Genomic DNA, 14292 nt, shown 5'->3' with positions numbered 1-14292 from the left:
ATGTACAAATTGGCGCTAGGCGTTGAGTATCTTGGTCATGCTTATTGTGGCTGGCAAAAGCAACACCATTGTGCATCTGTACAAGCGCAGGTTGAGGCTGCGTTACGTTTTGTTGCCAATCAGCCGATCGAGGTTTTTTGCGCTGGCCGAACCGATACAGGCGTCAACGCTATTGGTCAGGTTGTGCATTTTGAAACAGAGGCTAAGCGCCCGTTAAATGCTTGGGTCGAAGGCGTGAATACGCGGCTTCCAGATGATGTGCGTATTAGCTGGGTTACTGAGGTTGCTCATACGTTTCATGCGCGTTTTAGCGCATTGGCGCGCGCTTACCGTTATGTGATTTTTAATCGTCCAAGGCCAAGTGCTATTTTATCGGCACGGGTGACTTGGGAGCGCCAGTATCTCGATGTTGATTTAATGCAAGAGGCGGCGGAGGCATTGATGGGTGAGCAGGACTTTTCATCTTTTCGTGCGGCTGGCTGCCAAGCCGCCCATCCTCGGCGAGAGGTTCAGCAGGTGGCAGTCAGTCGTCGCGGTGATTTTGTGTTTATCGATATTAAAGCCAATGCCTTTTTGCATCATATGGTTCGAAACATTGCGGGTACGTTGATGCAGGTTGGGCGTGGGCAGGTTGAACCGAGTTGGGTTGCCACGCTGTTGGCATTAAAGGATCGCACCAAGGCAACGGTGACAGCACCGGCGGCTGGATTATACTTTGTTAATGCATTTTATCCTGATGAGTTTGCTATACCATTAATTGAACCCAATGAGGTGCTTTGGCAGTGATACATAGAACACGGGTAAAAATTTGCGGCATTACGCGTGCGCAGGATATGCGTGCCGTTGCGGATGCGGGTGCAGATGCTGTAGGTTTGGTATTTTACCCGCCGAGTCCAAGGGCGGTATCCGTAGAAGCAGCCGTTGAGCTGGTCAAGCACTTGCCTGCCTTTGTGACGACGACCGCTTTATTTGTGGATCCTGAGATTGATTTAGTTAACCAGGTTATTGAGCAGGTGAAGGTTGACTTGCTGCAGTTTCACGGGCAAGAATCGGCGGCGTTTTGTCGTCAGTTTTCACGCCCCTATATTAAAGCGATTGCGATGCAGCCTGCAACAGACTTGCTGGCGATTAGCGCCAGCTATTACGATGCCAAAGGCTTGCTGCTCGATACCTATAAACCGGGTGTACCCGGTGGTACGGGGGAGGCCTTTAATTGGCAATGGGTACCACGATCTTTCTCGATGCCGCTGATTCTTGCGGGGGGGTTAACGCCCGGAAATGTCGCAAGCGCTATGGCTGAAACGGGTGTTTGGGCTGTGGATGTAAGTGGTGGTGTAGAAGCCGAAAAAGGAATAAAGTCAGCTGATAAAATTCAGCAGTTTATTAATCAAACACAAATCTAGCGATTTGTGTGTAGGATGGTGAGAGAATTCAATGACGATAGATTTTGCACAGTTTCCCGATGACAAGGGGCACTTTGGTCCCTATGGTGGTGTGTTTGCACCTGAAACCTTAATGGCCCCTTTGGAAGAGCTTAAGCAACAGTATCAAGCTTTAAAGCATGATCCTGATTTTCTTAAAGAACTAACCGCCGATTATCAAGATTATGTAGGCCGTCCATCTCCACTTTATTACGCTAAGCGTTGGAGCGAGCGTTTGGGGGGTGCCAAAATCTATTTAAAGCGCGAAGACCTTAATCATACCGGTGCACATAAAATCAATAATACGATTGGGCAGGCTTTGTTGGCTAAGCATCTTGGTAAAACACGGATTATCGCTGAAACAGGCGCAGGGCAGCATGGTGTTGCAAGTGCCACGGTGGCAGCGCGTCTAGGGTTGGAGTGCGTGGTATACATGGGGGCGGATGATGTCGTGCGCCAGGCACCGAATGTCGCCCGCATGAAAATGTTGGGTGCGCGAGTTGTTGCGGTAGAGTCAGGTACGCGTACCTTAAAAGACGCATTAAATGAAGCGATGCGAGACTGGGTCACAAATGTGGATGATACGTTTTACATTATAGGTACGGTCGCAGGTCCACACCCTTATCCGATGATTGTTCGTGACTTTCAATCGATTATCGGTTGTGAGGCGAGGCAGCAACACTTAGAAAAAGAAGGGCGATTACCTGATGTGGTCATCGCCTGTGTGGGTGGTGGGTCGAATGCCATGGGATTGTTTCACGCGTTTTTGCCTGATGAATCGGTGCGTATTATTGGTGTAGAGGCTGGCGGTCACGGCCTTGAAACCGGTGAGCACGCCGCCCCTTTGTGCAAAGGTAAGCCGGGTGTGCTTCATGGTAACCGTACCTATTTGATGCAGGATGAACATGGTCAAATTATGGGTACGCACTCTATTTCAGCCGGGCTAGATTATCCTGGTGTTGGGCCTGAGCTGGCCTGGTTGAAAGACATCGGGCGTGCGGAATTTGTGGCGATTAATGACGATGAAGCGATGCAAGGCTGGCGAGATTTAACGCAGCTTGAGGGTATTATTCCTGCTTTGGAAACCAGCCATGCTTTAGCCTATATAAGCAAGCTTGCGCCAACGATGACAAAAGACCAAACGATTATTGTCAATTTGTCAGGCCGTGGTGATAAAGATATGAATACGATTGCTAAAATTGAAGGGTTTGAATTCTAATGAGTGGATCAAGTAATCGCATTGCTCAGCGTTTAACAGAGTTAAAACAGCAAAATAAAACGGCGTTAATTCCTTATATTACGGCCGGTGACCCGCACCCAGATTTAACGGTCGAGTTAATGCAACTTTTAGTGACGCAGGGTGCGGATTTAATTGAGTTGGGCGTGCCTTTTTCCGACCCGATGGCCGATGGTCCTGTTATCCAAAAAGCGGTAGAGCGCGCTTTGGCCTATCATGTGAGCTTAAAGCAAGTGTTGGCTATGGTGAGCGCGTTTAGGAAAACCGATACTGATACACCTGTGATTTTAATGGGGTATTTAAATCCTGTTGAGGCGATGGGGTTTGAGTCGTTTGCCCAGCAAGCGCAAGCGGCGGGTGTGGATGGGGTGCTGACAGTCGATATGCCACCAGAAGAATCGGATGGTTATGCGCAATCTTTGCAGGCGCATTGTTTAGAGCGTATTTTTTTGGTTTCGCCAACTACCCCAGAATCGAGATTGGATGCCGTTAATCAGTTAGGCAGTGGTTTTGTATACTATGTCTCTCTTAAAGGTGTGACTGGTAAGGGAACCGCGATTGCGGCTGATGTCGCTACACATGTGGATACGCTTAAGAAAAAGGTGAATTTACCAGTTGGAATCGGCTTTGGTATTCGTGATGCGGCATCAGCCTATAGCATGGCTAAGTTGGGTGATGCGGTGATTATTGGTTCGGCATTGGTCAGTTTAGTGGATACGTATCAAACTGACGAGCAGGCGTTAAAGTCGGCATTAGCCGATCAAATGCAGGTATTCAAACAAGCGATAGCGCGCGCGGATCAAGGGGAGGAATAATGAGTTGGTTTGAAAAAATATTGCCAAGCATTAAGCAGGTAACGGAGCGCAAAAAAAATGTACCGGAAGGGTTGTGGATTAAATGCCCTAAATGTGAAAGTGTGCTGTACCGTTCGGAGGTGAACCGAAATCAAGATGTGTGTCCAAAGTGTGATCATCACATGCGTTTAACGGCACGTCGTCGTTTAGATGCTTTTTTTGATGAAGGCACGGGTGTGGAGGTCGCGGCGGGTGTTTCACCGGTGGATGTACTTAAGTTCAAGGATCAAAAGAAGTACAAGGATCGTATTTCTATTGCCCAAAAAACGACGGGTGAAAAAGATGCTTTAGTCGTGCAGGTCGGCAAGATTCAAGGGTTAGAAGTGGTGGCCGCTGCATTTGAGTTTCAGTTCATGGGCGGTTCAATGGGGTCTGTGGTCGGTGAGAAGTTTGTACGTGCGGTGAATGAGGCTATTGAGCGACGTTGCCCATTAATTTGTTTTTCTGCTAGTGGCGGTGCGCGCATGCAAGAGGCGATGTTCTCTTTGATGCAAATGGCAAAAACGAGTGCTGCATTAGGGCGTTTGCGTGCGCAGGGGTTACCTTATATTTCTGTCTTGACGGATCCTACAATGGGGGGCGTGTCGGCAAGTTTTGCGATGCTAGGTGATTTAAATGTCGCGGAGCCTAAGGCGTTGATTGGCTTTGCTGGGCCGCGTGTCATCGAGCAAACGGTGCGCGAGAAGTTGCCTGAAGGCTTTCAGCGTAGTGAGTTTTTACTGGAGCATGGTGCAATAGATCGTATTATTCACCGTCATCATATGGCCAAAGAACTGGCTTCGATTTGTCGAATTTTATTAAAGCAATGATTGATCATGTCTGAGTCTTTAACCCTCGAAGGATGGCTTGATAAGCTGTCTCATTTACATAGCAAGGAAATAGATTTAGGTTTAGATCGTGTTCGTGCGGTTGGAGAGCGACTGGGTGTTTTGCGCCCGGCACCGTTTGTAATTACTGTCGCCGGTACGAATGGTAAGGGATCTTCAGTCGCCATGTTGCAGTCTATTTTATTGGCGTCAGGTTATCGTGTAGGGAGTTATACATCGCCGCATATTTTACGTTTTAATGAGCGTATACAGCTCAATGGCGCCGATGTGAGTGACACTCAAATTATTCAAGCCTTCGAAGCGATCGAACAGGCAAGCGCGCAATGTACGTTAACTTATTTTGAATTTGCCACGCTTGCGGCGTTGATTGTTTTTAATCAAGCGGATTTGGACTATGTTGTGCTTGAGGTAGGTTTGGGGGGGCGCTTAGATGCGGTCAATATCGTTGATGCGGATGCCTGTTTGATCACGTCGATAGATATAGATCATGCAGATTGGTTAGGTACCGATCGAGAGGCGATAGGTTTTGAGAAGGCGGGGGTTATGCGCCCTCACCGTTTGGCGGTGTGTTCGGATCCTTATCCACCTGTGTCTTTGGTTAATCATGCGCGAAACCTTGGCGTGGATTTGCGTTTAATCAACCAGGCCTATTGTTATAAAATTTTGTCGACAGAGTGGCAGTTTACTTGTGGAGAGATCCAATGGGTGTTGCCGAAGCCAGCATTATTGGGCGATTTTCAGTGTCAAAACGCCGCGGGAGTGGTTTGCTTGCTATTGGTTGCCGGTGTTGCGCTAACAGAAGCTAGCTTGCGTAAGGGGTTGGTGAGTTTGCATCATCCTGGACGTTTACAGTCTATGTCGTTAGGTAACCAGGCCTGGCTGTTCGATGTGGCACATAACCCACAGTCTGTTTGTGTTTTGGCGCAATTTATCGAGCAACAACCCCGCACAAGACGTTTAGCGATTTTTGCGGGTCTGGCCGATAAGGATTTAGTGCCGATGATTAAGGTGATGCAGTCGCACATCGACCACTGGATACTGGTCGATTTAGCGGTCCCTCGCGCGACACCCTTGGCGGTGTTAAACGAGATCTGTCATCAGGCAGGTATCCCAGAGCAGCAGATTGATAGCTTTCATCAAATGAAAGCTGCGATTGCCTTTGCGCAAAGCCTAGCTGTCGCACAAGTGGTGGTGTATGGTTCGTTTATCACGATCTCACAAGCATTGGGTGAGTTGGATGGATGAGCTCACCAAATATCGCATGACTGGCGCAATAGTTTGGTTGGGTTTGCTGGTTATTATTGTGCCCAGTTGGTATGGCAGTCCTGTGGATTATGTACAAAAACAAAATTTGTTTACGATTGAGTCTGTAGCGCAAAGCGCTAACTTACCTGACGCTTTTTTGCCAGCTAAGCTGACGGCTGACACGTCCTCTGTGCCTGCACCAGACAAGTCAATGCCGACTGTGTCCTCTGTGACGCCGCATATAGAAGCTCCAGCCAAATCGGTCGAGCCTTTAGGGCAGTGGTGGGTCAGGTTAGCTTCTTATAGTAATACTCAGTCGGCAAGTCGGTTGGTGGATCAGCTAGCCAATCGTTATCAGGCCACAATTGGCGATTTTTCAACACAGGATAGACGTATCTATTCGGTAAGGATTGGACCTTTTAATCATTTAAATGAAGCACTTGAAGCCAAGAAAGCGCTTGATGCCGAGTTTAACATTGATTCTGTGATAGTTAAAGTTACCCAGTAATAAGTCTCTTTTACTTATTGGTAAGGTGTCAATCGTCGCCTATTATTAAGTTTGTTCGTTATAATATACGACCCGTTTAGATTTTAGCGGTTCAGTTTTTTAAATTCATTGAGTGAGTATTCAACATGTGTGGCATAGTCGGTATCGTTTCAGCGAGTGGCGAATCTGTAAATCAGGCGCTTTATGATGGATTAACCATTCTTCAGCATCGGGGACAAGATGCAGCAGGGATCGTAACCTATGAGCAAGGTCGCTTTTATCAACGTAAAGAAAATGGTTTAGTTAAGGATGTGTTCCGTACACGTCATATGCGAGATTTGCATGGTTCAATAGGGATAGGCCATGTGCGCTATCCAACGGCAGGCTCATCATCGAGTTCAGAAGCGCAACCTTTTTATGTTAATTCACCTTATGGCATTGTAATGGGCCATAATGGTAATCTAACCAATGCAGATCAGTTAAGTAAAGAAATTTACCAGCAAGATCAGCGTCACCTCAATACCAATTCAGATTCAGAAGTTTTATTAAATGTGTTTGCGCATGAAATGATGCAAAAACAGAAGTTGTTTGTTGATCAGGATGATGTGTTTAGTGCGATCAGTCGTGTGCATCAACGCGTTAAGGGTGGGTACGCTGCAGTAGGACTGGTTTCTGGTGTCGGCTTGTTTGCGTTTCGTGACCCTTTTGCCTTGCGCCCGATTATTGTCGGTAAGCGTGAAACGGCGAAAGGGATTGACTATATGGTGGCTTCAGAAAGTGTCGCGTTAGATGGTTTAGGTTTTGAGCATTATCGTGATCTCGCACCGGGTGAAGCGGTGGTGGTTAAGCAAAGTGGTGAGATATTCTTTAAGCAGTGCCATGATAACCCACGCTATAGCCCTTGTATTTTTGAGTTTGTTTATTTCGCTAGACCCGATTCGATGATCGATAATATTTCGGTTTATAAAGCGCGTCTTAGAATGGGTGAAAAAATGGCTGAAAAAATTCAGCGAGACTGGCAAGATCATGATATTGATGTGGTCATTCCGATTCCAGATACCAGTCGTACATCTGCTTTACAGCTTGCGGCTATGCTTAATAAACCTTATCGTGAAGGTTTTATTAAAAACCGATATATTGGTCGTACCTTTATTATGCCCGGCCAACAGCAGCGCAAAAAATCCGTTCGCCAAAAATTGAATGCGATCGATCTTGAATTTGAGGGTAAAAATGTGCTGTTGGTTGATGATTCGATTGTTAGAGGTACCACCTCGGGCGAAATCGTTCAAATGGCTCGGGATGCGGGTGCAAACAAGGTTTATTTTGCTTCAGCTGCGCCACCCGTCAGGTATCCTTATGTTTATGGTATTGATATGCCTGCGGCAAGTGAACTGGTTGCCAATAATCGAACAGTAGATGAGGTTGCGGCTTATATAGGTGCAGATAAGCTTATTTATCAGGATTTAGATGATTTGATTGATGCGGTCGGTGCCGGTACTGAGCATATTAGCTGTTTTGACACATCTTGTTTTAGTGGTGAATATGTTACTGGAGATATTACGCAAGAGTATCTGGAAGCTATTGCGCATTTAAGAAATGACACAAATAAAGCAAATCATAAAAATGCCGCACCTGAAGTAGTGGGTTTGCATAATAATAATGCGGACTAGGAGGCGGTTTTGGAAGCGTACACTTTAGCAACTTTAGCCATACGTGCTGGCTATGACCGAACACATGAGCAAGAAAATAGCGAGGCAATTTTTCCAACTTCAAGTTTTGTGTATGAATCAGCCCAACAAGCGGCTGACCGTTTTAGCGGTGAAGAACCGGGTAATGTGTACTCTAGATTTACCAATCCAACCGTGCGAACATTTGAAAATAAACTGGCTCTCATGGAAGGGGGCGAGGCATGTGTCGCCACAGCTTCAGGCATGGCTGCTATTTTAGCTTGCTTTATGGGTACGCTCTCCGCGGGTGATCATATTGTGTCATCGGCGAGTATATTTGGTACAACGAAGGTTTTATTTAATAACTATTTAAAGAAGTTTGGCATTGATGTGTGCTTTGTCCCGCAAACAGATTACCAAGCTTGGTCAGAGGCGATACAGCCTAATACAAAAGCCTTGTTTCTGGAGACGCCATCTAATCCATTAACGGAAGTGGCTGATATTGCGCGCTTAAGCCAATTGGCAAGCCAAGCAAAGGCTTTGCTGATTGTTGATAATTGCTTTTGTACGCCGATTTTGCAGCAGCCGTTAAAGCAGGGTGCGGATATTGTGATTCACTCTGCCACCAAGTTTTTAGACGGCCAAGGGCGTTGTTTGGGGGGGGCCATAGTGGGTTCTCAGTCGATTGTGGGTGAGGATGTGCGCGGGGTAATACGTACGGCGGGTCCCACAATGAGTCCGTTCAATGCCTGGGTGTTTATCAAGGGGTTAGAGACCTTAGCGATACGTATGGAAGCGCATACCCTGCGTGCCCAGCTGTTGGCGGAATGGTTAAGTCAGCACCCTGCTGTTGAGCGTGTGTTTTACCCAGGATTGGGTTCCCATCCTCAATACGCCTTGGCGCAGCGTCAACAAAAGGGTGCGGGTGCGTTGTTGAGCTTTCGTGTAAAAGGAGGGCGTGACCAGGCCTGGTCAGTGATTGATGCAACAAAAATGCTCTCTATCACCGCGAATTTGGGTGATGTTAAAACCAGTATAACGCATCCTGCCAGTACAACACACTCTCGCGTTGAACCCAATGAGCGTGAGGCAGCCGGTATTACTGAAAACCTGATTAGGATTTCGGTAGGGTTGGAGGATGTTGAGGATATTAAGAACGACTTGGTAGCTGGCTTGAATGCGTTGCTTAGCCCGGCTAAATATCCGGGTTAGATAGTTAAAATTAGTTTTTAGGCAGTTCGAGTTGCGGATCCTTAGCGCGGGCACGGTAGATTACGAACATTTTACCTACACTTTGCACGAGTTGTGCGCGTGAAATCTTGGTAATGTGTTCGATAACCCCCTTGCGATCTTCACGTTCACCTGCCGCAATTTTGATTTTTAGTATTTCGTGGTGATTGAGTGTTTTTTCAAGCTCAGCCATTAAACTGTCGGTCACGCCTTGTGAGCCGATGATAATCATCGGATTTAGCCCATGAGCTAAGCCGCGTAAATATTTCTTTTGGTTGGTGGAAAGGGTGGTGCTGGTTTTCATAAATAACTCACTCAATGTTGAAAACCTTTATTTTAATGGAAAACATCGCTTTTCGATGAATTAATCCTCAGGTAAATTAAATTTATGGCAAGAACGAAGTCAAGTTCACGTTGGTTGCAAGAGCATTTTGATGATCCTTACGTGCTTAAGGCGCAAAAAGAGGGGTGGCGATCACGTGCTATTTACAAATTGCAAGAGCTTGATGAAAAGGACCATTTGTTCAAGTCTGGCATGGTGGTCGTTGACTTGGGGGCGGCACCCGGTGGTTGGTCACAGTGGGCTGCGCATCAGGTTGGGCACCTGGGGGAGGTGTTTGCATTGGATATCTTGCCTGTCGAGCCTTATGCGGGTGTGCGTTTTATTCAAGGCGATTTTCGTGATGATGATGTTTATCAAGCGTTAGTTGATGCGTTGGCTGGACGTGATGTGGATTTAGTGATGTCTGATATGGCACCCAATATGAGCGGCAATAAAGCGGTCGATATTCCTCGCGCCATGTATTTAGTTGAGTTGACGGTAGCGTTAGCCGACCAGGTCTTAAAGCAAGGTGGTAATGTGCTGATGAAGGTTTTCCAGGGTGAAGGTTATGAGGCGTTGTTAGCGCAGTTAAAAACCAAGTACACAAAAGTGTTGACGCGTAAACCCAAAGCATCAAGACCGAGAAGCAAGGAAATCTATCTATTAGGAATAAACAAGAAATAGCGAGCGCAGTATTTTGCGTGGTATCGTTGAGCGTGTTATTATTAATCGCACGTAATGAAGAAGAATTTTAAAAAACTTAGGGCTGCAGGAGTTTAATAAGGTAATGAAAAACGATATGTTAAAAAATATGTTGATTTGGGCCGCGGTTGCGCTGGTATTAATGTCGTTGTTTAATCATTTTGGTGCCTCAAACTATCAAACTTCGAGTCGGCTTGATTACTCGAAATTTATTGACCAAGTGCGTGAGGGCCAGGTTAGTCGTGTGAATATTGAGGGTGCAACTATTCGTGGTGTTTACGCCAATGGTGAAGCTTTTACGACCTATAATCCTGGTGATCCTGGGTTAATGGGTGACTTATTGCAAAACAGAGTAACGGTCAGTTCTCAGCCGCCAGAAAAACAAGGCCTGTTGATGCAGATTTTTATTTCTTGGTTTCCGATGTTGTTGCTGATTGCTATTTGGATTTTCTTTATGCGTTCTATGGGTGGCGGCTTGGGGGGTAAGGGTGGCCCCATGTCATTTGGTAAAAGTAAAGCGCGAATGCTATCTGAAGATCAGGTCAAGGTTAACTTTGATGATGTAGCCGGTGCCGATGAAGCCAAAGAAGAAGTATCTGAGTTAGTCGACTTTTTACGAGATCCCGAAAAGTATCAAAATTTGGGTGGGAAAATTCCTCGTGGTGTGCTGATGGTGGGACCGCCTGGTACCGGTAAAACTTTATTAGCTAAGGCTATCGCAGGCGAGGCTAAAGTACCTTTCTTTACTATTTCGGGTTCGGACTTTGTGGAGATGTTTGTTGGTGTCGGTGCCTCGCGTGTTCGTGATATGTTTGAGCAGGCTAAAGCCCATGCGCCATGTATTATTTTTATTGATGAAATCGATGCTGTCGGTCGCAGTCGTGGCGCGGGTATGGGCGGCGGTAATGATGAGCGTGAACAAACGTTAAACCAAATGCTGGTAGAAATGGATGGATTTGAAGGCAATGAGGGTATTATTGTTATTGCGGCCACTAACCGTCCAGACGTATTGGACCCAGCTTTATTGCGTCCTGGTCGCTTTGACCGACAAGTGACGGTTGGCTTACCGGATGTGCGTGGCCGTGAGCAAATTCTTAAGGTGCATATGCGTAAAGTGCCAGTAGCAGAGGATGTAAAGCCGGCTTTAATTGCGCGAGGAACGCCAGGTTTTTCGGGTGCTGATTTAGCGAATCTTGTCAATGAAGCAGCATTATTTGCGGCCCGCTTGGGTGAGCGCATGGTAACGCAAAACCACTTCGAGCGTGCCAAAGATAAAATTCTAATGGGCGTAGAGCGTAAGAGTATGGTGATGAGTGAGGCGGAAAAACGTTTGACGGCTTATCATGAAGCTGGACATGCAATTGTAGGTTATCTTGTGCCAGAGCATGATCCTGTTTACAAGGTGAGTATTATTCCGCGTGGTCGTGCATTGGGCGTTACCATGTATTTACCTGTTGAAGACTCTTGGAGCTATAGTAAGCGAAAACTAGAGAGTCAGTTGTCTAGCCTGTATGGCGGTCGTATAGCGGAAGAAATGATTTTTGGTGCCGATTCAGTAACAACAGGCGCAAGTAATGACATTGAGCGTGCAACCAAGCTGGCGCGCAGCATGGTTATGAAGTGGGGCTTGTCAGAAAAGCTTGGGCCTTTATTATATGAAGAAGAAGAGCAAACTTTCTTGGGGAGTAGCTCAAAGTTGTCGTCGGTATCAGGCGAAACAGCAAAGTTAATTGATAGTGAGGTGCGAAAGCTTATTGATGATAACTATAAGCGTTCAACAGATATTCTAACCACACACAAGGATAAATTGGAAATCATGGCGGAAGCCTTGATGCAGTACGAAACAATTGATGCAGAACAAATTAAAAATATCATGGAGGGGCGCGAGCCTGGTGCACCTAAGGATTGGACAGAGCCAAGCACAAAGCCTGATGATGCCGCGAGTTCGGTTGATGAGTCAGCATTTGTTGAGGATGACTTGTCGGGTGAGCTGCCTCAGTCGGATGTGACTGAGCCTGAACCTAGGTTGCATTAATCATTGTGCTTGTTTGCCCGCTTATTTGTATGTAGCGAATAAGCGGGTTTTTTATTGGAAAAAAACATGTTAACTTTTATGCCGTCGCACAAGCCTCAGATTATGGGGATTTTGAATGTCACACCTGATTCGTTTTCTGATGGGGGGTGTTACGTCGGATCGGATGCTCTCAAGCGCAGAATAGTGTCTCTTGTTAGTGAAGGTGCTGATATTATAGATATCGGTGGAGAGTCAACCCGGCCTGGTGCACAGGCTGTTTCAGTTGAGCAGGAATTGGAGCGGGTGATCCCCGCGATTGAGCTTGTACAGTCTTTAACAGATATACCTATTTCGGTCGATACTTATAAGGCGCAAGTGATGGCTGAAGCGCTAAAGTATCCTATAGCGATGATTAATGATGTCAATGCGCTGCAATCGCCACAAGCACTGGATGTGGTAGTACGTTCAACGGTATCCGTTTGTTTAATGCATAAACAAGGCTTGCCTAAAACGATGCAGCAGTCACCGCGCTATTCAAATGTCGTACTAGATGTCATCGACTTTTTAAATCAGCGTATCCAAGCCTGTGTCTTAGCAGGTATAGCGAAAAACCGGATAGTGGTTGATCCTGGTTTTGGTTTTGGGAAAACCTTGGAGCATAATCTCACGCTGTTTAAACGTCTTCAAGACTTTTCCAGCCTGGGGTGCCCTGTGCTAGTCGGTGTGTCAAGAAAATCAATGCTGGGCCAGTTGTTGGGCGGCCTGTCTGTGGAGCAGCGAATGCTGCCAAGTGTTGTTGCCGCTGTATTGGCCGTGCAGCAAGGCGCTCAAATTGTTCGAGTGCATGATGTTAAGCAAACCTGTGATGCGTTAACGTTGCTTGATGCATTGGGTCTTTAATTTTTTGAACTGTTAAGGCAGGAAGTGGATGGCAAAAAAATACTTTGGAACGGATGGTATTCGTGACCGCATTGGTAAAGGGTTGATGACTCCCGAGCAAATTTTAAAACTAGGTTGGGCCGTTGGGCGTGTGCTTAAATCACAAGGTGCAAGCAAGGTGATGATTGGTAAAGATACGCGCATTTCTGGTTATATGTTTGAATCGGCGCTTGAGGCAGGGTTGATCTATGCCGGTGTGGATGTGATGCTGCTTGGCCCTATGCCAACCCCAGCGGTTGCTTATCTAACACAAACCTTTCATGCCGATTTGGGTATAGTAATTAGCGCATCACATAATCCTCATCATGATAATGGTATTAAGTTTTTCGATGCGCAAGGTTTAAAAATTTCTGATGAGATGGAGTGGGCTATTGAGGCGGCGTTTGAGCAGCCTATGTCGATGGGGCAAGCCCAGGATCATTTAGCCAAGCTCGGGCGCGCAATTCGTGTTAATGATGCGCCCGGGCGCTATGTTGAGTTTTGTAAAAGCACTTATCGTGAAACCAAAAAACTGGATGGATTGCATATTGTATTAGATTGCGCGCATGGTGCGGCTTATCATGTTGCGCCACTGGTGTTCAGCGAGCTGGGTGCAAAGCTGACCGTAATCGGTGATCAACCCAACGGGCTCAATATTAACCAAGGATGTGGTGCTACTGATTTATTGGCGTTGCAGAATAAGGTGCGCGAGGTGGGGGCGGATTTAGGTATTGCGCTGGATGGTGATGGTGATCGCTTAATGATGCTAGACAGTCGCGCATGTGTTTTTGATGGTGATGATATATTGTATATTTTAGCAACAGGCCTTTATCAAAGTCAGTCAGGCGTGGTCGGCACTTTGATGACCAACAAGGCGTTTGAGAATGCGTTTAGAGAGAAGGGTATAGGCTTTGTTCGTGCGAATGTAGGTGATCGTTATGTCATGCAAGCACTCAAAGAGCGTGATTGGGTTCTGGGTGCAGAAGGGTCAGGTCATGTGCTCTGTTTGGATAAATCGACAACAGGAGATGGTATTATTGCGGCATTGCAGGTTTTGTCTGTGTTAGTGAGAGAGAATAAAAAATTACACGACTATCAAAAAGAGATTAAAAAATTTGCAATGAGGTTAATAAATGTTTCAATTACTAAACCTTTTAAAATTACTGACTCGCCGGCACTCGAAAAAGCAATACATGAAATAGAATCTGAATTTAATCAATCTGTTAGAGTGCTAGTGAGAGCTTCTGGAACAGAGCCATTGGTTAGAGTGATGGTGGAAAGTTCATCGGATGAAATAGCTATGAAGTTAGCGAATCGTCTAGCTTTTGAGGTTAGAGAGTCCTTTTCGTGAAATTGTCAATATTGTTT

14 protein-coding genes are annotated in these 14292 nt (G+C 46.2%); 13 read left to right on the top strand and 1 reads right to left on the bottom strand.

The window, feature by feature from the left end; translation table 11 throughout:
- The 9 genes from truA (at position 1) to NA59_RS02555 (ending at position 8950) form a co-directional block, all read left to right on the top strand.
- Positions 1-786 (top strand): tRNA pseudouridine(38-40) synthase TruA, encoded by a 786-nt coding sequence (gene truA, locus NA59_RS02595; RefSeq protein ID WP_044407463.1) that lies wholly within the window; start codon positions 1-3, stop codon positions 784-786.
- Positions 783-1403: a phosphoribosylanthranilate isomerase gene (locus NA59_RS02590; RefSeq protein ID WP_198401034.1), complete on the top strand. Its 621-nt coding sequence runs from the start codon at positions 783-785 to the stop codon at positions 1401-1403. Before truA ends, NA59_RS02590 begins: the two co-directional genes overlap by 4 nt.
- A gap of 31 nt (positions 1404-1434) precedes the next feature.
- Positions 1435-2640, top strand: coding sequence for a tryptophan synthase subunit beta (trpB, locus tag NA59_RS02585; RefSeq protein WP_044407457.1), 1206 nt, complete (start codon positions 1435-1437; stop codon positions 2638-2640).
- Positions 2640-3473, top strand: coding sequence for a tryptophan synthase subunit alpha (gene trpA / locus NA59_RS02580; RefSeq protein WP_044407455.1), 834 nt, complete (start codon positions 2640-2642; stop codon positions 3471-3473). The genes trpB and trpA overlap by 1 nt, the downstream gene beginning before the upstream one ends.
- The gene (gene accD / locus NA59_RS02575) at positions 3473-4321 is read left to right on the top strand and encodes an acetyl-CoA carboxylase, carboxyltransferase subunit beta (protein ID WP_044407452.1); all 849 of its coding nucleotides are present in this window, start codon (positions 3473-3475) and stop codon (positions 4319-4321) included. Before trpA ends, accD begins: the two co-directional genes overlap by 1 nt.
- Before the next feature lie 6 nt (positions 4322-4327).
- Positions 4328-5584 (top strand): bifunctional tetrahydrofolate synthase/dihydrofolate synthase, encoded by a 1257-nt coding sequence (folC, locus tag NA59_RS02570; protein ID WP_052501410.1) that lies wholly within the window; start codon positions 4328-4330, stop codon positions 5582-5584.
- Positions 5577-6092, top strand: a complete 516-nt coding sequence (locus NA59_RS02565; RefSeq protein WP_044407449.1) for an SPOR domain-containing protein — start codon at positions 5577-5579, stop codon at positions 6090-6092. Before folC ends, NA59_RS02565 begins: the two co-directional genes overlap by 8 nt.
- A gap of 125 nt (positions 6093-6217) precedes the next feature.
- Positions 6218-7741, top strand: coding sequence for an amidophosphoribosyltransferase (gene purF / locus NA59_RS02560; RefSeq protein WP_044407445.1), 1524 nt, complete (start codon positions 6218-6220; stop codon positions 7739-7741).
- A 9-nt stretch (positions 7742-7750) separates the two neighbouring features.
- Entirely contained in the window at positions 7751-8950 is a 1200-nt protein-coding gene (locus NA59_RS02555; RefSeq protein WP_044407443.1) for an O-succinylhomoserine sulfhydrylase, read from the top strand.
- A gap of 10 nt (positions 8951-8960) precedes the next feature.
- On the opposite strand, the gene yhbY is transcribed toward NA59_RS02555, so the two are convergent.
- Positions 8961-9272, bottom strand: a complete 312-nt coding sequence (gene yhbY / locus NA59_RS02550) for a ribosome assembly RNA-binding protein YhbY (protein WP_044407634.1) — start codon at positions 9270-9272, stop codon at positions 8961-8963.
- A gap of 84 nt (positions 9273-9356) precedes the next feature.
- On the opposite strand from yhbY, the gene rlmE reads away from it, so the two are divergent.
- The 4 genes from rlmE (at position 9357) to glmM (ending at position 14275) form a co-directional block, all read left to right on the top strand.
- Positions 9357-9974 (top strand): 23S rRNA (uridine(2552)-2'-O)-methyltransferase RlmE, encoded by a 618-nt coding sequence (gene rlmE, locus NA59_RS02545; RefSeq protein WP_044407441.1) that lies wholly within the window; start codon positions 9357-9359, stop codon positions 9972-9974.
- A gap of 103 nt (positions 9975-10077) precedes the next feature.
- Positions 10078-12027 (top strand): ATP-dependent zinc metalloprotease FtsH, encoded by a 1950-nt coding sequence (gene ftsH / locus NA59_RS02540; RefSeq protein ID WP_083944874.1) that lies wholly within the window; start codon positions 10078-10080, stop codon positions 12025-12027.
- A gap of 66 nt (positions 12028-12093) precedes the next feature.
- On the top strand, positions 12094-12906 hold the full coding sequence (gene folP / locus NA59_RS02535; protein ID WP_044407437.1) for a dihydropteroate synthase: 813 nt from the start codon (positions 12094-12096) through the stop codon (positions 12904-12906).
- Positions 12907-12934: 28 nt separating this feature from the next.
- Positions 12935-14275: a phosphoglucosamine mutase gene (gene glmM / locus NA59_RS02530; RefSeq protein ID WP_044407434.1), complete on the top strand. Its 1341-nt coding sequence runs from the start codon at positions 12935-12937 to the stop codon at positions 14273-14275.
- Positions 14276-14292: the final 17 nt, after the last annotated feature.

Source organism: Thiomicrospira microaerophila (assembly GCF_000934765.1).
In the GTDB taxonomy this organism is placed as follows: Bacteria; Pseudomonadota; Gammaproteobacteria; order Thiomicrospirales; family Thiomicrospiraceae; genus Thiomicrospira; species Thiomicrospira microaerophila.
Note: the sequence above shows the minus strand (reverse complement) of the source record. Positions and strands in the feature narration are given on the sequence as shown.

Bases quoted from the DNA above. Each gene is read 5' to 3' on its own strand.
- yhbY (WP_044407634.1), bottom strand. From the start codon at position 9,272: ATGAAAACCAGCACCACCCTTTCCACCAACCAAAAGAAATATTTACGC.
- ftsH (WP_083944874.1), top strand. From the start codon at position 10,078: ATGAAAAACGATATGTTAAAAAATATGTTGATTTGGGCCGCGGTTGCG.
- purF (WP_044407445.1), top strand. From the start codon at position 6,218: ATGTGTGGCATAGTCGGTATCGTTTCAGCGAGTGGCGAATCTGTAAAT.
- accD (WP_044407452.1), top strand. From the start codon at position 3,473: ATGAGTTGGTTTGAAAAAATATTGCCAAGCATTAAGCAGGTAACGGAG.
- truA (WP_044407463.1), top strand. From the start codon at position 1: ATGTACAAATTGGCGCTAGGCGTTGAGTATCTTGGTCATGCTTATTGT.
- rlmE (WP_044407441.1), top strand. From the start codon at position 9,357: ATGGCAAGAACGAAGTCAAGTTCACGTTGGTTGCAAGAGCATTTTGAT.
- NA59_RS02565 (WP_044407449.1), top strand. From the start codon at position 5,577: ATGGATGAGCTCACCAAATATCGCATGACTGGCGCAATAGTTTGGTTG.
- folP (WP_044407437.1), top strand. From the start codon at position 12,094: ATGTTAACTTTTATGCCGTCGCACAAGCCTCAGATTATGGGGATTTTG.
- trpA (WP_044407455.1), top strand. From the start codon at position 2,640: ATGAGTGGATCAAGTAATCGCATTGCTCAGCGTTTAACAGAGTTAAAA.
- glmM (WP_044407434.1), top strand. From the start codon at position 12,935: ATGGCAAAAAAATACTTTGGAACGGATGGTATTCGTGACCGCATTGGT.
- trpB (WP_044407457.1), top strand. From the start codon at position 1,435: ATGACGATAGATTTTGCACAGTTTCCCGATGACAAGGGGCACTTTGGT.
- folC (WP_052501410.1), top strand. From the start codon at position 4,328: ATGTCTGAGTCTTTAACCCTCGAAGGATGGCTTGATAAGCTGTCTCAT.